The 21,335-nt window shown below is 59.6% G+C and carries 15 protein-coding genes; 1 reads left to right on the top strand and 14 read right to left on the bottom strand.

Features of this window, described 5'->3' with window-relative positions; all coding sequences use genetic code 11:
• Window positions 1-1,430: transketolase (tkt, locus tag VFN25_RS04795; protein WP_325139379.1), on the bottom strand; the 1,430-nt coding region annotated here is incomplete at its 3' end.
• A 428-nt stretch (window positions 1,431-1,858) separates the two neighbouring features.
• On the opposite strand from tkt, the gene VFN25_RS04790 reads away from it, so the two are divergent.
• Window positions 1,859-2,455, top strand: a complete 597-nt coding sequence (locus VFN25_RS04790; protein WP_325139377.1) for a porin family protein — start codon at window positions 1,859-1,861, stop codon at window positions 2,453-2,455.
• A gap of 119 nt (window positions 2,456-2,574) precedes the next feature.
• Here the strand turns inward: VFN25_RS04790 and VFN25_RS04785 are convergent, their stop codons facing one another.
• From VFN25_RS04785 to VFN25_RS04725, 13 genes are all read right to left on the bottom strand, one after another.
• Window positions 2,575-5,379, bottom strand: coding sequence for a serine/threonine-protein kinase (locus tag VFN25_RS04785; protein ID WP_325139375.1), 2,805 nt, complete (start codon window positions 5,377-5,379; stop codon window positions 2,575-2,577).
• Window positions 5,376-7,442: a DUF2961 domain-containing protein gene (locus VFN25_RS04780; RefSeq protein WP_325139373.1), complete on the bottom strand. Its 2,067-nt coding sequence runs from the start codon at window positions 7,440-7,442 to the stop codon at window positions 5,376-5,378. Before VFN25_RS04780 ends, VFN25_RS04785 begins: the two co-directional genes overlap by 4 nt.
• A gap of 23 nt (window positions 7,443-7,465) precedes the next feature.
• On the bottom strand, window positions 7,466-7,636 hold the full coding sequence (locus VFN25_RS04775) for a hypothetical protein (RefSeq protein ID WP_325139371.1): 171 nt from the start codon (window positions 7,634-7,636) through the stop codon (window positions 7,466-7,468).
• Window positions 7,637-7,829: 193 nt separating this feature from the next.
• A complete protein-coding gene (locus VFN25_RS04770) occupies window positions 7,830-9,533 on the bottom strand; it encodes a BatD family protein (protein WP_325139369.1) in 1,704 nt (567 codons plus the stop codon).
• On the bottom strand, window positions 9,530-11,500 hold the full coding sequence (locus VFN25_RS04765) for a tetratricopeptide repeat protein (protein WP_325139367.1): 1,971 nt from the start codon (window positions 11,498-11,500) through the stop codon (window positions 9,530-9,532). Before VFN25_RS04765 ends, VFN25_RS04770 begins: the two co-directional genes overlap by 4 nt.
• Window positions 11,458-12,462, bottom strand: a complete 1,005-nt coding sequence (locus VFN25_RS04760) for a VWA domain-containing protein (protein ID WP_325139365.1) — start codon at window positions 12,460-12,462, stop codon at window positions 11,458-11,460. The genes VFN25_RS04765 and VFN25_RS04760 overlap by 43 nt, the downstream gene beginning before the upstream one ends.
• Entirely contained in the window at window positions 12,455-12,937 is a 483-nt protein-coding gene (locus VFN25_RS04755) for a DUF4381 domain-containing protein (protein WP_325139363.1), read from the bottom strand. The genes VFN25_RS04760 and VFN25_RS04755 overlap by 8 nt, the downstream gene beginning before the upstream one ends.
• The gene (locus tag VFN25_RS04750; protein WP_325139361.1) at window positions 12,934-13,875 is read right to left on the bottom strand and encodes a DUF58 domain-containing protein; all 942 of its coding nucleotides are present in this window, start codon (window positions 13,873-13,875) and stop codon (window positions 12,934-12,936) included. The genes VFN25_RS04755 and VFN25_RS04750 overlap by 4 nt, the downstream gene beginning before the upstream one ends.
• 135 nt (window positions 13,876-14,010) lie before the next feature.
• Complete coding sequence (locus tag VFN25_RS04745) at window positions 14,011-14,997, bottom strand: MoxR family ATPase (protein WP_325139359.1); 987 nt, start codon at window positions 14,995-14,997, stop codon at window positions 14,011-14,013.
• Window positions 14,998-15,126: 129 nt separating this feature from the next.
• Window positions 15,127-16,287 carry an EAL domain-containing protein gene (locus VFN25_RS04740; protein WP_325139357.1) on the bottom strand — a complete coding sequence of 387 codons (1,161 nt, stop codon included), beginning with the start codon at window positions 16,285-16,287 and terminating at the stop codon, window positions 15,127-15,129.
• Between the two features lie 164 nt (window positions 16,288-16,451).
• A complete protein-coding gene (locus VFN25_RS04735; protein WP_325139355.1) occupies window positions 16,452-18,707 on the bottom strand; it encodes a hypothetical protein in 2,256 nt (751 codons plus the stop codon).
• 83 nt (window positions 18,708-18,790) lie between these two features.
• Window positions 18,791-20,995, bottom strand: a complete 2,205-nt coding sequence (gene pilQ, locus VFN25_RS04730; protein WP_325139353.1) for a type IV pilus secretin PilQ — start codon at window positions 20,993-20,995, stop codon at window positions 18,791-18,793.
• 98 nt (window positions 20,996-21,093) lie between these two features.
• Window positions 21,094-21,335 (bottom strand): pilus assembly protein PilP (locus VFN25_RS04725; RefSeq protein WP_325139351.1); only part of this gene is annotated, 242 nt, incomplete at its 5' end.

The raw sequence follows: 21,335 nt of genomic DNA, 5'->3' as shown, positions 1-21,335 counted from the left end.
ACCGGTTGATGGGTCGGTCCGTCCTCACCCAGGCCGATCGAATCGTGCGTGTAGACATGGATCGCCCGGGTCGGAATCAGCGCACTCATGCGCACCGCGTTGCGCGCGTAGTCCGAGAACACGAGGAAGGTTGCATCGTAGGGAATGAAACCGCCGTGCAGGGCGAGCCCGTTGGCGATCGCGCTCATGCCGAATTCGCGCACACCGTAGTGGATGTAGTTGGCCGAAGGATCGTTGCCGGTGACGTTCTTCGAACCCTTCCAGATCGTCAGATTCGAGCCGGCCAGATCGGCTGAACCGCCGATCAGCTCGGGCAGTTGCGGGCCAAACGCATCAAGCGCCATCTGCGAGGCCTTGCGCGAGGCCACGGCCGGGCCTTCAGACTGGAGTTTTGCGATCCAGGCATCGGCACTGGCTGCAAAACCCTCCGGCAGTTCGCCCGCCTGACGACGCTCAAATTCCGCAGCCAGCTCAGGCTGCGCCGCGCGATAGCGTTCGAACAGCTTGTCCCATGCCGTTTCGCGCTCCGCACCGGCAGCCTCCGCGTTCCAGGCCGCGTAGATGTCGGCGGGAATCTCGAACGGTCCGTGCTTCCAGCCAAGCTGGGCACGCGCGGCATTGACTTCATCTTTCCCAAGCGGCGAGCCGTGCGAGGATTCCTTGCCCTGCTTGTTCGGCGAGCCGAAGCCGATAATGGTCTTCGCACAAATCAGGGTCGGCTTGCGAGTCTGCCCGGTGGCAGCGGTGATCGCCGCCTTGATCGCAGCCGGGTCATGCCCGTCGACATCGCGAATCACGTTCCAGCCATAGGCCTCGAAGCGTGCCGGCGTGTTGTCGGTAAACCAGCCCTCGACATCACCATCGATCGAGATGCCGTTGTCGTCCCAGACCGCAATCAACTTGCCAAGCCCAAGCGTGCCGGCGAGCGAGGCAACTTCGTGCGAGATGCCTTCCATCAGGCAGCCATCGCCGAGAAAGACAAAGGTCCGATGATCGACAATATCGAGACTGTCGCGGTTGAATCGCGCGGCTAGAACCTGTTCAGCCAGGGCCATGCCGACGGCATTGGCCAGGCCTTGTCCGAGTGGGCCAGTGGTCGTCTCCACACCCGGAGTTTCGCCATATTCCGGATGACCGGCGGTTTTCGAATGCAACTGGCGGAAGTTCTTCAACTCCTCAAGCGGCAACGCATAGCCGCTCAGGTGAAGCAGCGAATAGACCAGCATCGAACCATGCCCATTGGACAGCACGAATCGATCCCGGTTGGCCCATTTCGGATTCTTCGGGTTGTGTCTGAGGAAATCATTCCACAGCACTTCGGCGATATCGGCCATGCCCATGGGCATACCCGGATGACCTGAATTGGCGGCTTGGACTGCGTCCATGGCCAACGCTCGAATGGCGTTGGCAAGTTCTTTGCGACTCGACATGATTCGGACTCGACTGGATGACGCGGCCGGTTCGGCAGGTGACCGCAAGGGGTGCGCATTGTCGCCGATCGGCACTCGCTTTGTCTTTTCCCACACCCTGCAAGACTTGCCTTGCTTCCGTGAAATCGCCATTGAATCGCGGAAAGAGGCGGGAAAAATCATTCGTACAGCCCCGATACGGGGCGCTGCGACAATTTTCCGCAGCCTCACCCGTCGTGGCCAATAACCCTCATAGATACCTGAATAACATGCCTTTACCTGTCTCCCAGTTAAATACTAAACCGATGAGTATTGAAATTGAGAAGCTGAACCTCACCTTGAAGGCACGGCACTGGAGAGGAACCGCGTTTGTCGATCCGAATCCAAGCCGGTTCCGCACGCATTGAGCGTGCGGTTCTCCCCCCCTGAAAGAGTTTGGAGCAATCCCCATGAGAAATACCCTGTTGGCAATCGCAATTACCGCAGCCGGCCTGGCCGCCCTCCCCGCGACCAGTCACGCAGCACAGGATGCCGCTGGATTCTTCATCAACGGCAACATCGGAGAATCCTCGGTGAACAAGGGCGTGTATGACGACAACGACACTGCCTATAGCGTCAATGCGGGCTATCGATGGTCGCTCGCTCCGAGTTTCGCCCTCGGTGTCGAGGGTGGTTACGCCGATCTCGGCAAATGGTCAGCAAAATCGCGGGCGGTCAGTTCGCTGCCGCCGGGTGAGTTCCTCACCAACGCCAAACTCAGTGGCTGGACTGTTGGCGCCAACGCGCACCTGAATCTGACTGACAACTGGTACCTGAGTGGCCGTACTGGCCTGTTCCGTGCTGACATCAAGGGTGATCAAGTGATCGCAGGTCTGCCGGTGCGCACCGATGGAACGAGCAACAACTGGTATGCCGGTGCCGGCTTTGGCTACGATTTCAGCAACAATTTCAGCCTGGGTCTGAACTACGACTACTACAAGGCTGACAAGAATGGACTGAAGCTCGATTCCGGCCTGGTTTCCGTTGGCGCCGAAGCACGCTTCTAAGCCACCGACCAGACGATCTCGCGACATTGGGCAAGGATGCCCTTCGAGCCGACCTGGCAACAGGTCGGCTTCTTCATTTGACACCAAGGATTCAGTACAACGATATCGCGCTGCTTCAATCAGGAATCGATTTCCCGAAGCGAACGCTCAAGTTCGACGCGCAGCGGTGTGCCCACGGAGAATTCGGGTGCGAGATTCTTGACCGATTGCAGAATCGCCGCGGCCTTTTCAAGGTCGCCATTGCGGCGCAATTGCTGCGCATAGGCGAGGCCATATTCCAACGTCAACGGATGATGTTCACCCCATCCGCGACGAACAGCCTCCCATGCCGACGAACTCGCCTGAAGTGCATGTTTGTCATCACCCTGCTTCGCTGCAATCCGCGCGATCAGCAGATCCCTGCGCGCGATCTCGATATCGCCGAGTTTCGTCGGTAATTCGAGGATCTTTTCTGACGCGGCTGCTGCACCGACGAGATTGCCTTCATCGAGCATGCGCTCGGCATCAAGCAGTTCCACCCTGATGACGTTGCGATGATCATCACCAAATCGCTTGCGATAGATCGCCAACGCATTCGGGATGAGTTTCCCGGCTTCCTTGAACCGACCACGCTTGATCAGCAGGCGCGCAAGATTGTATTCGCCTTTCGCAATCAGGGGACTGTCGGCATCCAGTCCATTCCTGCGCAACTCGAGTGAGCGCCGGAACAGAGGCTCGGCGGCGGCGAAATCGCCCATGTCTTCGTATGCGGAAGCGAGATTGTTCAGGGGTATCGCAAACGATGCGCCCTGGTCGGCACCGAGCTTCTTGCGAATCTCCATCGATGCCCGATACTGGTCAGCGGCTTCGGCGAACCGGCCCATGTCGTGATAGGTGTAGCCGAGCTCATTGTGAATATTGGCAACCAGCTCGCTGCTGTCACCATAGAGATCGTGCGCAAGGATCAGGCTCTCGCCCAGAATCTGGACCGCGCGCGCGCGCTGGCCCGAGTCGCGCAAGGCCTTGCCGAGATCGGTCTGAGTCGACTCGAACTCCGGAGAGTGTTCCCCCTTGAGCTTCCGCTTCAGCGCCAGTGAACGCTCGAAGTAGGCAATTGACTTGGCCAGATCACGGCCGCGATTCAACTCGACCAGTCCAAGATTGTGCAGATTGGTGGCGACTTGCATGGACTCCTTGCCTGCCAGGCGCTCTCTGATCGCCAGTGAGCGCGACAGGTACGCCTCGGCTTCGTCAAAGTGACCTTCTGCCTGGCGCACGATGCCAAGCGTGTTCAATGCATCCGCAATCAGTAGCGAATCCGCTTGCGCATACTGCTCGCGCAGACGCAACGCCTGACCCGCAGCTTCATCTGCCTTGCTCGACGGGTATTCATTGTTGCTGTAGACGACGGCCAGAGAACTGAGGACCTTGGCCGCCGCCAGCGGCTGATCCACGCGCGGATCCAGATACAGATCCGCAGCGGAACTCAGAAGAGTGACCGCAGGTGTCGATTCGCCGATATAGCGATAGGCCGTGCCGAGCACCTCAAGCATCTTCGCCTTGACCTTCGGCGAGTCGGAAAGCTCCCCTTCAATGCGTGCTGCGCCCTCATCAAGCACTTCGCGCGCCGTGATCGAGCGCGTCTGGTTGAGCTTCGGGTTGGAGACATTGAATACGGAAACCAGGAAATCGCTAACCCGCTCGGCGGTCCTGGCCTGAATCACAGCCTCGCGTTCAGCGCTCAGCGCACGATCGCGCTCGGCGGCAATTCGCCAGGTGAAAACGGCGGCCAGCGCGAGTACGGCGACAGCAGCCACAACGACCGGCCAGCGGCGTCGAGCCAGGCGCGACATTCGGTACCCGGTGGTCGCCGCTCGTGCCATGACCGGGCGCAAATCAAGATGGCGTTGCAGATCGGCGCTCAGTGATTCTGCGGATTCATATCGCTGCGCCGGTTGCGCTGCGCTCGCGCGCTGGACGATCGCATCGAGATCTCCGCGCAGACGCGACACCCAGGGCATGCCCTTGGCCAGCTCACTGGGCTTTACCGCCGCCTCGCGGAGCAAGGTGATCGTATGGTCATCGGCATCGACCCGGGCTCGGCGACCGGTGAGCAATTCGAACAGGATCAGGCCAAGCGAAAACACATCACTGGCTGTCGTCACCGACTCTCCGCGCAGCTGCTCGGGGCTGGCATACAACGGCGTGATCCAGGCATTGACCGGCGAGGCTTCACGCTGGCCGGGTTGCTGATCCAGCGCGCGCGAAATGCCAAAATCAAGCAGCACCGGGGTTCCGTCCGCGCGCACAAGAACGTTCGAGGGTTTCAGATCGCAATGCACGACAAGGCGTTGATGGGCGAACTGAACCGCGTCACATACCTTCTGGAACAGACGCAGGCGCGCTGCGAGATCGAGCTTGTGCTCTGCGCAGTAGCGATCGATCGGAACGCCCTCGACGTGCTCCATGACCAGGTACGGCTGACCACCCGGCGTAGCACCACCATCGAGCAGACGGGCGATATTCGGATGCTGCAGATTGGCCAGGATCTGTCGTTCGCGGGCAAAATGGACGAAGGTTTCGCTATCGGGAATACCGCGGATCAGCTTGATTGCAACCTGCTGATCAAAGTGACCATCGTGGCGCTCAGCCAGATACACCGCACCCATGCCGCCGGTGCCGATTTCACGTAACAGACGCCACGATCCCAGCTGATCGCCGGCACCCAGCTCCGCGTTTCGCGACGCCTCCTCGGCCACGCGCTGTGGCTGCCCATCACCCCACGCCGATGTCTCGGCATCGGCAACCAGCAAGGCATCGACCTCGGCAATCTGCAATGGATCCGCGCCGAGTTCGAGCAAGTGTGTGCGCCGCGCGGATTCCGGCAAGCTTCGAACCGCCTCGAACAAGCGACCAATCGTTGCCGTGTAACTGGAATCTTTCATTGTGCTTGTCGTCTCGAATCAGTGCCATCGAAGTTCGCGGTAAAAATGGGATCGACCCAGCCACCAAGCAGCTCCCATGCCGACTCACCGAAGACCGCTGCGATTGGCTCGTATAGCAGACTCACTGTGAAATGCAGTTCTCCATTTCCGGGAATGATCGGCAGCAGAATTTCCTGCTCCTGCCAGCGTCTTGATCGATCTGCATGGGCTGGCGGGAATGTTCCCACACTGACGCCATTCACACGGACCTCAGCGGCAAATTGTGCAGCCAATCGACCAGGTTCACCAAACGCCGCGTCAAAGGTTCGGCGCAGGCGAAGTGATCCGGACCGTTCGGTCGGCCTGAAGGTAAACCTGGTGAACCCGAGATTTGTGTAACAATTCAACGCAGTCCGGGAGCTCGGCGGTTCATCGGAGTATTCACCTGATTCGACGCCGCATATCGCCCATGGCGAGGGCTGCCAATCGTGCGCCTGGCGCTGCGCGGCATCGCCGACTTCGAAGCGGCCATAGCTGACCGTCAACGGATGGTCGCGATGGTAGCGATAGATCACGCGGCGAGCGCACATAGGAGATGGAAAGTAAGGCGAAAGCCCGGCTTCCTGGGTCCAGCGAATCGAACGCGCATAGATGATCGGATCGGTGGCGAAAATGCGATAGGCCGCCGTGGTTCCGCTGCCATCGGGGTCGACTTCGCTGGCCCCGGAAAATGGCGAGGAAAATTCGCCTTGGTCAAAATAGAATCCCGCATCGAAGAAATCCTCGACGCCGGTACCATACCAAGCCGGGCTTACGGCTCCATCGAGCACGATGCGTTCGTCACCCTCAAGATAGTTGCGATCGCCGCCCGCATCGCCGCTATAGCGCACCGAGATTCCTACAATCTTGCCCGCGCCTTGTTCGTTGAGCAGCTCAATATCTCCAGCGCTGACGCAGGTATCGGCGAGCGAAGCCTTGAACCGGCCGGTATCAGCCGCCAGCGGGGCATTGTCAAAAGCCAGGCTGCCGCTGATTGCTGCCGATCCCGAAAACCCTGTGTCCGCAACCAGCTCCACCGTCAGCGATTGCGCATACGGCATCGGCCACCATGAAAACAGCGTGCCGAGCGAGTCCTGGCCGACAAAGAGACTCTGCGTCGGCAGGCTTGCCAACCTCGAACTGGCAAAGAAATCGGCAACCGGCATGTCCACCGCCGTTTCGTCGTCGATCGAGATGCGCAATCGAATGACGTCACGATACCTCGGTGCAATCTGCAGGCGGATACCGCGCAACCAGCCAGTGCCTCTGCGTGACGCCAGCGGCAGCGACGTGCCGGGCGCAAGGACTCCAGCAAATGCCTGCGGATCAAGCATTGCGCTCCACGGGTCATCCCCAGGGTGATCGAGAAATGCCCGCCATGCGGCAAAATCCTCGCTTGGCGAAAAGCTCGCTAGCACACTGCCTTGCGCCAGTCGATGCGCGGTGAACTGATACCAGAGCAGCTTTTCGTTGTTGCCGGTGCACGGGTTTGGTCCGTTGTCGGCTCCACTCAACGTGACGCGCAGGGAATGTGCGTAGGTGATCGGTACGCGACTGACGAAACCACCGCTTGAACTCAGACGATTGGCCACCAACGGTGGCGTGAACGGTGGCACGCTGCCATCGAACAAGGCAGCCAGTGGCAGGTCGAGTGCTGGAATCGCATTGCCATCAAGGTTGAAGCGGATGCGCACCGCTGGATCGATGCACGACGAGGATCCGAAGCCTGTCGTCATCCAGATCCGGGTCAGGGCACCGGGGCCACGCTCATCGAACAGCACGACATCCTCACCATCCCGATACAACCAGCGCTGCGGTGTGGGGTTGTCGAGTGGATTCTCAGGTCCGGCATTGCTGCGATCGTAACGGCAACCTTGCGGGCAATGACTGGATTGCTCGATCACCAGGTCGGCGACATCGAGACTGGCGAGCCGGGCTGGCGACTCCCAGATTTCCCAGGGCAGACCTGCCGCCATCACCGGCATACCCGCCACGCTCAGGATCGTGCAGGCAATCCATCGGATGCATCGCAGAGAACGGGGCATTTGGATGGCCATTCTGGCTGACCTCAGCTTGCCTCAAGCAGGACATCGGACTCCTCGACGCCGCTGAAAACGACCACGGCAGCGGCGAGTTTGCCGGAGACATCGCGCACGATCCGGCACAGGTTGAGAAACCGGTCGACACCGGGAAGCAGGCCAACACCGAAACCGACAACAAAGCCGATCAGCATCTTCATATGCCGCGCTATCGGTCTTCGCGCACTCAGACGAAATCGTATCGTGTCACGGAACCTGCCCTCATACCCGGAAGAGTTGTCGGAAATGCCTTCATGCAAGCCTTGCTCCTGAGGAACCCAGCGGTGCCAGGGTACTGATTCACCGCTGTGCCGCATGTCCGCACGCAACGACATCACTCGGCAACCCGCATGATCAGTGTTGCTCGGGATAAAGCGGAGGAAGTGCCGGAGTTTCGGCGGCTACGACCGCCGATTTCGTCCACGAAAAGCCACCACGGAATGCGCGGGTCAGGCGGCCACCCAGGCCTTCGGAATTCACGCCGGCGTAGCGCATGCGCTGCAAGTCATCGATCACCTCTCGCTGGATGGGATCTTCGAGCGCGGCAGCGATCTCGCCGAGGTTTCGCACTCCGGCGCGCTCGCTGCGTGCCCATGAAACAAGTGCACGTTCGGCGCCGATCAGATCACCCATCGAACAAGCACGCAGGAAGACGCTGCGTCCAGGTGCCTGCACAGGATGTGATCGTGCCGTCTTTGCTATCGCGAGGGTATTCCGCGAGCGCCACCACAACGCCAGGGTCAGTAGCCAGAGAACGGCCAGGATCAATGAAATCCAGCGCCAGAAGCGCAGACCGGATCCGCCATCCGCCGAGGGATAGAGCACGGTGGTCGGTGCTGTGTCGGGCTTTGCCGCGGGCGCAGCCGGTGCAGACTGTGGCGCGGAAGGTGTCGCCGTCGACCCGCTCGCCGCAGTGCCAACAACATTGATCTGGCGCTCCGGCAAGCTTGCTGTTTCCAGCTTGTCCGTTGATGTATTCCACCATTGCACTTCAATGGCCGGCAAGGTCAACGTGCCAGGCTGGGATGGCACGATGGCGAACTTGCGCGTGCGCTCACCGTACAACCAGTTGCCATCGTTGCGGGTCTGCGTATCGGGCTTGTCGGGATAGACCTCGGCACCCGGAATCGCCTTGATCTCCAGCTCGGGGAGTTGTTCGAAACCGAGCCCCTGGGCGCGAAGCTTGATCGTGCGTGTCAGCGGTTCACCGACCTGGATCTCGTGCGGCAACTCGCTCTCGTCATTCAGACTCAACGAGGCAGCCGGAAGCCACGGCGCAGTTCCCCAACTGGCCGGCTTGGGGCGCACATCGAGCTGAACTTCATCAGAGCGTGCAGTCACACTGCGACCGCGACGGAAGAATCCGGTCGGATCGGAATTGTCCGTCGCGCTTCCACGGAAATTGAGTTGCGGCATCGTCAAACGGCCGCTCTGCTCAGGGGTCAACGCGTAGTTGCGTTCGAGAACCTGATAGCGCTGGCCATTGGCCGTCGCGCTGTATTGCTTGTCACGTCCGAGCTTCTGCACGACCGCACCGCTGGCCGCAGGTTCATCCAGCGTGCCATCACTGAGATTCAAGGCGAAATAGAGTTTCACTGTATAGCGAACCTGTTGTTGCACATACGGCGACAACGGATCGGCGCTGACCTCGATAAAAAGCGAGTCGCCGGGTTTGCCTTGTGCACCAACCGGCGCCGGCAACACGGTCAGCGACAACGGTTCGGTCATCGTGCCACCGACGCTGAGTGCAGGAATGGTCAGAGTTCCGGGGTGCTTGGGCTCCAGGCCAACCGCCCAGACCGTCTTCGCACTGGTCGAACCGTTGCTCATGCTGATCTGGCGACTCGACTGCGTGCCAAGCGATTTGAAGTCGCCGAGCAGGACACTGAAATCCGGTTCTGAGGCGGTGCTGCTGTCGGACTCGACATTCAGGGTGACTGTTTCGCCAAGTTGCATGCTGTCGCGGTCGAGCCAGGCGCGTGCCGCAGCGCTGGCACCGATCGACCAGAACAGGCCGATCAGCAGCGCGCTGGCAATCACATATCCTCGTTTCATCATTGATCACCTTCGCCGCGTTGACGGCGATCGTATTCGAGCTGGAATTTGCGCCGCAGCAGACCACCCGGATCATCGGGGACGCGCTGCAACCATTGCTGCAATGCCTGTTGTTGCTCGCGTTGGGCTTCTTGTTCCGGGCTGGCAACGGGAGTCTTGGTTTCCCTGGCGTCCTTGTCGTCCTTGAGAGCCTTGTCGATGGCGCTGCTCAATTGCTGTTGCTGTTCGTCCTGTTGTTGCTTGTCCTTTGCCGCCTCGGCTGCGCTCTTTTGCGCATCGGCCGGATTATCCTGATCGTTGCCGGACTCAGCTTTGGAGTCCTTCTGTTGATCCGACTTGTCTTGCTCCGACGACTTGTCCGACTCCTGTTGCGAATCGTCCGACTTCTGATCGTTCTGATCACCCTGCTTCTGCTCTTGTTCGTCGGGTTTCTGCTTGCCGTCCTGGCCTTGCTGCTGATCGTTCTTCTCCTGCTGTTGGCCGGATTGCTGTTGATCCTTGTTGTCTTCCTGATTCGGCTGTTGCTTGTCCTTGCCTTGCTGATTCTTGTCGTCGCTGGACTGCTGCCGCTTCAGCCATTCCTCGACGGCACGCTTGTTGGCCTCGGCGTCATCGAGCTTCGGATTCATGTCAAGCGCTTGCTGGTAGGCGGTCAAGGCCTCTTCGTATTTGCCCGCCTTGGCCAGCGCATTGCCCTGGTTGTACAGCGCATCTGCACCGTGCGCATTCGCCCAGGCCTTGCTCGCTGCCGGGTAGTCTTCAGCGCGATAGGCGGCACTACCACGCAAGGCCGGATCCCTGGCCAGTTCCTGGGCGCGCTTGGCATCACCCTCGGCCAGTGCGCGTGCCGCTTGCTGATCAGAGCGAAGCCAGAGATCACTGAACTCGAATGCCTGCACCGGAGCCGGCGGTGTGATCAAGGCCAGGGCAAACACCATCAGCCAACCACGGCGGAATCCGAACACCGCCAGCGGCAGCAGCAACAGCACGAGCCACGGGCCGCGATCGCGGAAGCGCTCGCTCAAGGCGCCGTCTTCAGTAGCGGACTTGGCCTCGCCTTTGCTTGAATCGTTGGACAACAAGGTATTCAAATCGCTGCGATCCGTCGTCAAGCTTGCGTAGCGGCCACCACCCGCCGAAGCCAGTGCACGCAACGCGGCCTCATCGAGTCGCGGCAATACGATATTTCCACCAGCATCCTGCAGAAATCCACCCTGGGGCAGCGGCACGGGAGCGCCACTGTTGCTGCCGACGCCGAGAACCGAAATGATCAGCCCTTCTGCATGGGCACGACGGGCGGCCGCAATCGCCTTGTCGCTGACGCTGTCGGCCAACAGAATCAGCTCGCCCTGATCAAGTCCGGCCTGCTTGATCAGCTTCAGCGCCTGATCGATTGCGCGTTCGGTCGAGTTGCCGACCACCGGCATCACGGCAGGATTGAGCGCGTCGATCAGATTGCGCACGGTGTTGACGTCATCCGTCAGCGGCGCAGCCACGAACGCATCGCCTGAATAGCCGATCAAGGCGGTCTGCATGTCGCGACTCATATCGAGGATATCGTTGAGTTTGTAACGCGCCCGCTCGAGTCGGCTCGGCTTGATGTCGGCGGCAAGCATGGTCGGCGCCAGTTCAAGAGCAAGCACGCGGGCGGCATCGTTGCGATACAAGGGTATCGGTTCGCGCTCCCACGCCGGACCAGCCAGGGCCACACAGGCAAGGACCCAGACAACTGATGCAAGCCAGACGCGCCCGCTGCCTGCGCGCTCGATCGTGCTGTCAACCAGGTGCGGCAACAGATGGGCATCGACCATGGCCTTCCAGTTGCCGGCCTCTGCCCGCACGCGGCGCCAGACCATGCCGATCAACGGCAGCACGGCCAGGACGAGCAGCCACCACGGGCGCAGGAAATGGAAATCGACGAAGGCACTCATGATGACTTCGATCTCCGCCAGGCCGTGAGGTTCAACCACGGCAAAATCAAGGCCAGTGCTGCGACCAGCATGGCCAGTGCCAATGGCCAGTCGTAAAGCTCCTTGACCGGCCTCAACGTTTCGGCCTTGTCCGCAACCGGTTCGAGCTGATTGATCTCGCGATAGATGCCAGCCAGTTCGGCGGTATCGCGAGCACGGAAGAATTTGCCACCAGTTTTTTCGGCCATCTTGGTCAACATGGCCACGTCGAGATCGGCAGATGGATTGACCATGCGACTTCCGAAAAAGCTGTCAACACTGACCGCTTCGGCACCGATGCCAACCGTGTAAATGCGCACTTTGTTGGCTTCGGCCAGTTCGATGGCTTTTTGCGGGTCAAGTTCACCGGCGTTGTTGACGCCGTCGGTGAGCAGAATCAGAACGCGTTGATCCTGAGGTCGTTCGAGCAGGCGCTTGACGGCCAGACCGACCGCATCACCGATGGCGGTTTCGCGCCCGGCTAGGCCGATGGCCGATTCGTCGAGTTGTTTTGCAACCGTCTTCAGATCAAAGGTCAGCGGAGTCAGCAGATAGGCGCGCGAACCGAACAGGATCAGGCCTACGCGGTCGCCGACACGGCGCTGTATGAAGTCCGAAGCAATCACCTGGACGGTCGAAAAGCGATCGGTGGCGCGATTGCCAATCTGCATATCCTGGATGCTCATGCTGCCGGAGGTATCCACGGCCAGCAGCAGGTCGCGACCACTGCGCGGCACATCCTCGGGTTCACCGAGCCATTGCGGTCGTGCGCAGGACAGCACCAGAAGCGACCATGCAAGCAAGGCAAGAATTCGGCGGAGGTTTGGTACCGGCGAACTGTTTGCGGAATCCGGCAACTGGATGCCGATATGCGGCAGCTTGAGCGCTGCCGAGGTCGCGCTGCGCGCACGCGGGAGCACCCAGGCCGCGATCAGCGGTAGTGGCAAAGCACACAACAGCCACGGCCAGGCCAGTTCAAACATGCGGCACCCGATCATCCAGTGCGCGTTTCATCCAGCGTCGAACCAGCTCGATCAGGGCTTCATGATCGGCTTTCGACTCACGCTGATACGGGCCCTCAAGGAGTGCGCATCCTGGCCCATTCGAGAACTCGTCTGACTCCACGATCGAGTCGAGAAATTCTAGCCAGGCCTTGCCGCGCAAGCTCGATGCATCGGGGCGAATGATTCGTCCGGCCCTGCGCAAGAGTTGTGAGAGCGCCGCGGTCAAAGCGGGGGTGCTGGATTTCAACGAATCGTTCGCGGCGATGCGATCCAGTTCGAGCATGATGCGTTGGCGCCATTGACGTCGGCGCAAGCGCCTTCGCATCCAGAAGCCGAACCAGAGCGTCAGACCGATGACCAGCGCGGCGAGAATCCACCAACCCGGGGCCGGTGGCCACCATGAGGGGTCGGCAGGAAGGTGGATGTCACGCAATTCGGGACCGGTCGGATTCATGCCGAGGAGTCCCTTGGTCCGAGCACGCGCTGGGTGAATGGAAGAATCGCTCGCCGCGCGTCCGCATCGGTGCTGACTTCGACGACGCGTGCACCAAGCCGGGTGAACTCGCTGCGTACGCGCTCGCGCATGGCGTCGAAAGGTTTGGGCCATCGCGAGCGCAGATTCTTGTCGGCGAAATCGAGGGTGCGCCGGGACCCTTGCGAACTGAGTGCATAGCGCCCGGGCGGGGGTGGCGCGTGTTCAAGCGGATCGGAGATCAGTACGCAACCAAGCTCGTTGCGTGAGGCACATCGCGCAAGCACTGGCCAAGCCTCGTCATCCGCACTAAACCCGTCGCTGATCAGGATCAGGCGCGTACCGGGGCGCAACAATCTGCGTGCACGCTCCAACGCGCTGGCCAGCGACTCATTCTCTGTTCCAGCGGCATGATCCCAGTCGCGCAGCGCACGCAACACCTGAAGCACGCCGCGACGTCCACCGTTCGGCTTCACTTCGTTTCGAATTCCGCCGCCAAAGCCAATTGCGCCGACGCGATCACCGGATGCGCTTGCCATCCAGGCGAGCAAGCTCGCCGTCCGCGCGGCCTGCACACTCTTGAATCGTGTGCGCGTGCCGAAGCGCATGCCAGCGTTGAAGTCGACCATCAATAGCAGGCCATGCTCGCGCTCTTCTTCAAACAACTTGGTATGCGGTCGGCCGCTGCGCGCGGTGACCCGCCAATCCATGTGACGGATATCGTCGCCAGCCTGGTAGATACGCGACTCGCGAAAATCGACGCCGCGACCGCGCCAGCGCGACGCATGCAAACCGGTACGTGCGGCGGCGCTACGCCTGACCTCAGCCAGACTGCTGCCACGCACCTGCGCGGACAAGGCCAGTAGCTCATCGAGTGAGACCTTGATGCCGGCATTCGATTGGCTGGGTTGTTTGTTCATTGATTCAAGGTGGCGATCCGGAGTGGAGTTTGGAGCATGCGCATTGCCATGCAGCCGGTACGCAGTGTGCTCGTAGCTTGCCCGACGCTAATCAGGACGCGCTCGAACAGGCACGGGCAGATCTGTCAAACTGATTCAGGGCAGTGGCACACGCTCAAGCAGAAGGTTGATCGCATGGTCGCTGCTGATTCCTTCCGCCTCGGCTTCGTAGGTCATCAAGACGCGATGACGCAGGACATCGGCGGCAACCGCATGAACATCATCCGGTGACACATAGTCACGGCCGGCGAGCCAGGCATGCGCTCTGGCACAACGGTCAAGGGCAATCGTTCCGCGCGGGCTCGCGCCGAAGGCGATCCAGCGGCTGAGCTCCTCACCATAACTGGCCGGTGCGCGCGTCGCCAGGACGAGCTGGATAATGTAGTTCTCCAGAGCGGGCGCCAGATGCATCTCGAGTACTTCGGCTCGTGCTGCAAATATTTGCGCCTGGCTGATTGGACGTGCCGTCGGGGTGCTTGTTGACTTGCCATCGCGTGCTCGACTGCGCGCGAGACTCAGGATTTCCGCCTCTGCGGCTGCATCGGGATATCCAATTCGCACATGCAGGAGGAAGCGATCGAGCTGGGCCTCGGGCAATGGGTAGGTCCCTTCCTGTTCGATCGGATTCTGCGTCGCCATGACCAGGAACAGCGGCGGCAACGGAAACGTGTTGCTGCCGACTGTGATCTGCCGCTCACCCATTGCCTCAAGCAAGGCGGATTGGACCTTGGCTGGCGCACGATTGACTTCATCGGCAAGTATTACATTATGAAAAAGAGGCCCGCGCTGGAACTCGAACACCGCGGTTTGTGGGCGATAGATTTCGGTTCCGGTCAAATCGGCAGGCAACAGGTCCGGGGTAAATTGAACGCGATGGAAATCGGCTTCAATACGATTCGCCAGCTCCTTGATCGCCGTCGTCTTGGCGAGCCCAGGTGCTCCCTCAACCAGCAAGTGACCGTCCGCAAGCAGAGTGATCAGCAAACGATCGACCAGTGACTGCTGGCCGATGATGCATTGCGAGAGCTCGCTTCGGAGCTGGGAGAAGGCAGTAGTCGCCGAGGTTTTTTCGGGCATGTCCATGGGTTCTGTCACAGGTTGTGAAGGTGGGTCAGCGGCGCGAAGGCGCGCAGCATGTGACCGCGCAATGCTGCAAAAGTTGCGACGACGCGTTGCCAAATGGCTGTCGCGGTGTGGCTGTCGTTGGGTCAATCAACCGGTTTCCAGGACCTGCTGCAAGCTGATCGGCTTGCCGACCAGCCAGCCCTGCGCATAGTCGCAACCAAGCTCACGCAGCGCTTCAAGTTGCGACACTTCTTCGACGCCTTCGGCAATCATTTCACAACCAAGGGCCTTGGTCATTGCGACAATGGTACTGACCAGGGCATGCCCTCGTTTGGTGTGCAGTGATCGCGTGAAAGCCTGATCCAGCTTGATCCGATCAAAGCTCAATTCCAGCACGGGTCCGAGATTCGAGTAACCGGTTCCGAAATCATCAAGCGCCACTTCCATGCCGGCGGCATGACAGCGATCGAGTAGCTGACCAATCTGCTTCTGGTTGAAGACAAGACTTTCGGTAATTTCGACTTCCAGTCGGTCCGGAGGCAAGTCCCTGCTTCTCAAATGATCCAGCATCCGATCCACGAGAGTCGGGTCATCAAGTTGGCGTGCCGAGACATTCAGGGCAATGAATGGCAAAGGCTCGCGACCGCGATTGCGCAAATCGACAAGCATGTCGCAAACCCGCGCCAGGACATAATCACCAATCGGAATGATCAGTGAGGTTTCTTCGGCCAGGCGAATGAATTCATTCGGAGATACCGCTCCTCTCGTTGGGTGTTGCCAGCGAATGAGAGCTTCGTATCCTGCAATGATTCCGCTCGGGATATGTAGCAGGGGTTGCAACAGGACTTCCAGCTCATCGCGCTCAAGAGCGCTACGCAGCTCACTTTCAAGACGAATCTTGTCGAAAGCTGCCGAATTCTCACTGGGTTTCAGCTCCGTTTCCGAGAGCGCGGCACCGGTCAGGGTTGCCAGTGCAGACCGGTAGCGGGTCAATTGGCTCATGAGCAGAGCGCGTACGACCGGATCTGCAGCCGCGAGGCGCTCGGCAAACTGATTGCGGTCAATCGGGGTCAACTCGCAATCCGTCAGAGCATGGGCGGTCGCTGATCGAGGCGCCGAATCGATGACCGCCATTTCTCCGAGCAATGCGCCCGGTCCAAGCTCGCCGAGTTGTCGGTACTCTCCATGCTGAATTGTACTGACGACCACGCGCCCGACTTCAATCAGGAATGCGGTGGTCGGTGCATCGTCTTCCGCAAAGATGGCATCACCGGCCTTGACGCTTAGCCGCTTGCTAGATTGCTCCATCCAGTTCGCCCCTCTCCCCAAGGTCAACGCTATTGTGGCAGAGGATCGGCTCCAAGGCCCCATTGCTTGCCTGTATCAGGTATTCGCTTGGCTGGCGCCAGCGAAGCGAACAAAAAAAGGACCGCATTCGCGGTCCTTTTTCTGATTTGCCATTGACCTTGCGATCAGTTGCCGCAAGGCTCAGGCGGACTGGCTGGTGGGTCGGGATCGACGGGCCCGAGTACGGTAACCGTTGCCGTTGGTCCGCCTTGCACACCTGTCGAGAATACGCATGTTCCGGTATTCCGCGGCTCACCCTGGGCAACACAGGCGAGGCCGGTTGGCAGGATCGAAGCCACGGTTTGACCGTTGGCTCCGGTCGGAGCAATTTGTCCGACGATGCTTGGTCCGCCTGTACAGACGCCGGCGATCTGAGCATTGGGCACCGGATTGCCATTGCCATCAGTCAACAACAGGTTGACTGCGCCGCCTGAAGTGGATGATGGGAATGCCTGCAGGAGCAAGCCCGTGCTGACCGAGATAGGAATGTCGACCGGTTCGCTGTTGCCGACGTTGAAGATTACGCCTGGGCTACCGGCTCCACCGCCGCCCGAGCCACCGCCGGATAGTCCGGCAGTTACGACGGTACCCACGGTGCATCCATCGCTTCCGGTCGCGGAACTCATGTTGCCGGAGCCACTCACGCCATCAATGCTGCCCGAGCCAATACCAAGGTCATGGAACGAAAAGCCGGGGAAGATTCCCTGGAGTGGCGAGTTGAACGCATCATAGACGCACACCGTTACGCTGGTAGTCGTGTTGCCCAGCAGTGGTGATGGACTCACTGCAATCGTCAACGGAGCTACGCCCGGCAGGCGAACCGGCTGTATATCGCCGACTGTCCTGACGACTGAGCTGGTCGCGGCATTGCCTTGGGCCCAAACGATGGTCTGCTTGCCCAGGCGGGAAACCGGATAGTTGAGCGTGGTTGAGGCCACACCAACCGCATTGGTCGTTGCGCTTGCGGTGATATTGGCTTCGGTCGCGCGTCCGATCACATACGGAAGCACTGCACCGTAATTTACCGAGCTTCCGGTTGTGTCATTGCGGTTGAAGGCGCTGGTAACCGTCAGATTGGTCGCATTGGCGATGGAGCTTACAACACGAGCATTCTCGAGATCAAAGTTTCCTGTGACCAGCTGACCAAAGACGAGCAAGGTATCGCCAGGGCCTGCACCGCCACCGGCAGTTGTGAAATGTCCGGTTGGCGCTGTAAATGCCGTGCCACCCTCAAGTGGATTGCCGTCACCGCCAGCGATGTCAAATACACCACCGCCAGTGCTCGGGAATCCCGACAACGGCGCGTCAATTACGCCAAACTGGATTGTCGTACCTGGTACGACCGGATTGCCCTGGCGATCAGTTGCCAGTGCGCTGATGGTGAAGCTGTAGGTGCCATCGAGTCCGCCGACCGGGTTGCCGTTGGCATCAACGCCAGCGAAGACATGATTGGCTGTAACGGCTTCGAGATCCGGCGATGTGATGACCACACCGAATAGCTTGCCGTCTGATACTGCGACACTCGTGGTGGCCGAAATGGGATCGCTGATGCCGTTTGACACATTGTTGTCGGCGCGATCTACGGTGGCGCGGATCTGTACGGGTCCTGGTGGCAATGTGGTGCCTGACTGGAAGGAAACCGCCGCGATTCCGGCAACCGTCTTGGCGGTAACATTTGCGCCACTGCCCGACGGGGCAGAGAGGATACCGCCGCCAGCGTCGCCGACAATCTCGAATTTCACATTGTCAGCGCTACCCGGATCCGGCACCGGCTGATTGGCGCCATCACGAACCTGGGCCGAAATGGTGGAACTTGTCACGCCACCGACACCGGCCACGTAAATCACCGACGGACTTGGGGTCAAATTTACCGAGCCCGGAACCGGTGGAGCACCCTGCACCGTGAAGGTCAGGGTCTTGCTGACCGTCAAGCCGGTCGCCGGATCGGTGGCCGATGCGGTGACCACCGATGTTCCTGCAACATCGTAGGACGTTGCAAAGAACACGTAGGAACCGTTGTTGGTCGTGTCATTGAAGGAAACGACACGCGACGCCATTTCGTTTTCATCCGTAGACGGGTCATCTGGCGGCGACAAGCTGATCGTGCTTGGTGAGCTTGTCGTAAAGGTTGCGTCGCTGGTCAAAGCCGTAATGACACCGGCATTGTTGCGGTAGGTAAACGCAACCTCAGCCATGAATGGCGAACCGGGGTACGGCAGAATGTTGCCAGGATTGAGCGGCAGTGTCGTACGCGAAGCAGTCAGCGTAATCGAACCAGGCTGCGGTGCCGAGGTGGCACCACCATCGCTGCCGCCACCACCGCAGCTGGCGAGGGCCATGCTCGCAAGCAGCAGGCCAAGCGTCTTGAACGGGAATTTCATGTAGTTTCTCCAGGATCGCAATGGTTTCACGTCACACGTCTCTTGGCGCACACCCATAGGGGTGTCACCGGTCCCTGGACGCTCTATTTCAGACTTTCACTAAGTATTCGGGGGGTCACGAAGATCAGCAATTCCGCCTTGGTGTCGCTGCGAGTGGTCTTCTTGAACAGATTGCCGAGAACCGGCACATCACCAAGGAAAGGCACCTTGGTTACGCCATCACGTTTCTCAACCTCGTAAACACCACCGAGAACGACGGTTTGACCGTTGTCGACCAATACCGAGGTATTGATTTCGCGTTTGTCGATAATCGGCACCTGGCCACCACCGGGATTGTCGACGTATCCGGCGACTGCATCCTTTTTGACGGCAAGATTCAGCACTACACGATCGTCTGCCGTGATCGTTGGCGTGACCTTCAGTTCAAGCACGACTTCCTTGAATTGAACCGTTGCTGTACCAAGGCCGCCGCCGCCTGCGTTCTGGTAGGTCACATAGGCGACTTCCTGACCTTGCTTGATTACCGCTTCCTTCTGGTTGGCGGTTACCACGCGTGGACTTGAGACGACTTCTCCTCGCCCTTCGGTCTGGGCGGCAGCAAGCTCAAGGTCGAGCAAATAGTCGGCACCCAGAATCGCCAGTCCGAAACTACCTGCCGGAGACGCTATAGGCAGATTCACGTTGAGTCGATCATTCAGGCTCGGAACTGCAATTCCGCCACCGCTGCCGACACCCGAGGAAGTGGGAATCGTGCCTGGGTTGAATACTGGCAGACCGCGGCCGCCGTTGAAACGATTGTTCAGGGCCAGATTGCTCATGCGATCAGTACCGGCGACTGTGCCAGCCGTCGACACGACGTTGCCGTGGTTATCTTCGTAACCTCCACTGATTCCGAACTTGACTCCCAACTCACGCGCGAATGTATCTGTCGCAATGACGATACGCGACTCGATCAGCACCTGTTGAACCGGGCGATCGAGTACCGCGATCAATTGTCGGATCTCCAGAACCTTTTGCGGCGTGTCGCTAACCAGCAGAGTGTTTGTGCGATCGTCGAAACTGACCGTCCCTCTCTGCGAGAGGAAACCACGTTGCTGCTGGCCTCCCTGACCACCACCCGTTTGCGTACCTTGCGTACCCTGCGTGTCCTTCGTCAACAAAGATGCAATATCCTTGGCATTGCCATAGCTGATCGGAATGTAGTCGGAAACCAGCTCAACCTTGTCTTCCATCTGCAGACGCGCGTCGGCAATCGCCTGTTCCCGCGAAGCTATTTCCTGTTGTGGCGCAACCCAGATGACATTGCCCTGCTTGCGCTGATCAAGGCCCTTGGCCTGAAGCACGATATGCAGGGCTTGATCCCATGGCACATTGATCAGACGCAGGGTCACGTTGCCCTGAACGCTGTCAGCGACGACGATATTGAGATCGGAAACGTCAGCGATCAGCTGCAAAACCGAACGGGTCGGAATGTCCTGGAAGTTGAAAGTAACGCGACTGCCGTTGTAAACCGGCTCGGCATTCTTCTTCAGTTTCTCGTCTTCACGCTTCGGCGAAATCTCGACGACATATTCGTTGCCACTCTGGTACGCCAGCTGCTCGTAGGGGCCTTGCGCGGTGATGTCGATACGCACGCCGGTTCCGCGAGAGCGAGTTTCGATGTATTGCACCGGCGTGGCGAAATCGAGGACGTCGAGCCGCTTGGCCTGATCCGGCGGAAGTTTGACGTTGAGGATGTCGAGTACAACCTTGTCGCCCTGCTTTTTCAGATCAGCCGAAGCACCCGGACCGGAAAAACTGACCACAATGCGGCCTTCGCCATTCTTGCCGCGGCGGAAATCGACATTGCTCAGCTCAACTGCGTTTCCAGCAACACGTTTGGTCGGATTCCTGTTGGCGGCGGAAGCGGCTGCCGGAGTGGAACCGGAAACATTGGCCGCAATCGTGAGGATCAGGTCCTTGCCATTGATTCTTGTCTCGTAGCTGGCGGGTCGAAACAAATCGACGACGACTCGGGTGCGTCCCGCTGCCTCGACCGCGGAGATACCTGCGGTTGCGCCGGCTCCAATTTCGATGCGGCGCTGGCTCAAGGCGTTGCGTGTATCGGCCAGATCCAGGGCAATGCGCGGCGGCGACTCCGTGGTGAAGGCCTGCGGCACAGCGACGGGCTCGGCAAAATGCATGGTGACTTCGACCTTGCCACCAGGCTGCGCGGTATAGGTGAGATCCTCGAGCACGTTTTCGGCCAGGGCCGAAGCGGAGAAGACAAGCCCCAAGAACGCAAGCAAGCCTGCAATTGCAGCCTTTCGCATCCTTTTGGCGGGCGCGTGCCCGTGCATGTCAGTAGCTGTGTTGATCATTTTGCTTACCCCCAACGGGTCGGTCATTACTTGCTGGCATCCGCCAACGAAATCGAGGTTTGGCGCTCTACCCAGCCGCCTGTTTGGTTCGGCACCAACTCGACCAGGTCAATCTGGCCCTCATTGATAGCGGTAATTTTGCCGTAGTTCTGACCCACATAGTTACCAATATGGACCCTTCGAATAACACCCTCCGGATCCTTCAGCAAACCCTCCGGCTTGGCTGCAGGACCGAGCGTGCCGACCATCTTCAAACCATCGAGAGGAA

Source organism: Dokdonella sp. (genome assembly GCF_035703485.1).
In the GTDB taxonomy this organism is placed as follows: domain Bacteria; phylum Pseudomonadota; class Gammaproteobacteria; order Xanthomonadales; family Rhodanobacteraceae; genus Dokdonella.
The sequence above is the reverse complement of the archived record's forward strand: the minus strand, read 5'-3'. Positions and strand labels throughout refer to the sequence as shown.

Coding starts and splice junctions, on each gene's coding strand:
- VFN25_RS04780 (WP_325139373.1), bottom strand. CDS start 7,442: ATGCCCCGTTCTCTGCGATGCATCCGATGGATTGCCTGCACGATCCTG.
- VFN25_RS04775 (WP_325139371.1), bottom strand. CDS start 7,636: ATGAAGATGCTGATCGGCTTTGTTGTCGGTTTCGGTGTTGGCCTGCTT.
- VFN25_RS04790 (WP_325139377.1), top strand. CDS start 1,859: ATGAGAAATACCCTGTTGGCAATCGCAATTACCGCAGCCGGCCTGGCC.
- VFN25_RS04740 (WP_325139357.1), bottom strand. CDS start 16,287: ATGGAGCAATCTAGCAAGCGGCTAAGCGTCAAGGCCGGTGATGCCATC.
- VFN25_RS04745 (WP_325139359.1), bottom strand. CDS start 14,997: ATGGACATGCCCGAAAAAACCTCGGCGACTACTGCCTTCTCCCAGCTC.
- VFN25_RS04760 (WP_325139365.1), bottom strand. CDS start 12,462: ATGTTTGAACTGGCCTGGCCGTGGCTGTTGTGTGCTTTGCCACTACCG.
- VFN25_RS04755 (WP_325139363.1), bottom strand. CDS start 12,937: ATGAATCCGACCGGTCCCGAATTGCGTGACATCCACCTTCCTGCCGAC.
- VFN25_RS04770 (WP_325139369.1), bottom strand. CDS start 9,533: ATGATGAAACGAGGATATGTGATTGCCAGCGCGCTGCTGATCGGCCTG.
- VFN25_RS04735 (WP_325139355.1), bottom strand. CDS start 18,707: ATGAAATTCCCGTTCAAGACGCTTGGCCTGCTGCTTGCGAGCATGGCC.
- VFN25_RS04785 (WP_325139375.1), bottom strand. CDS start 5,379: ATGAAAGATTCCAGTTACACGGCAACGATTGGTCGCTTGTTCGAGGCG.
- VFN25_RS04750 (WP_325139361.1), bottom strand. CDS start 13,875: ATGAACAAACAACCCAGCCAATCGAATGCCGGCATCAAGGTCTCACTC.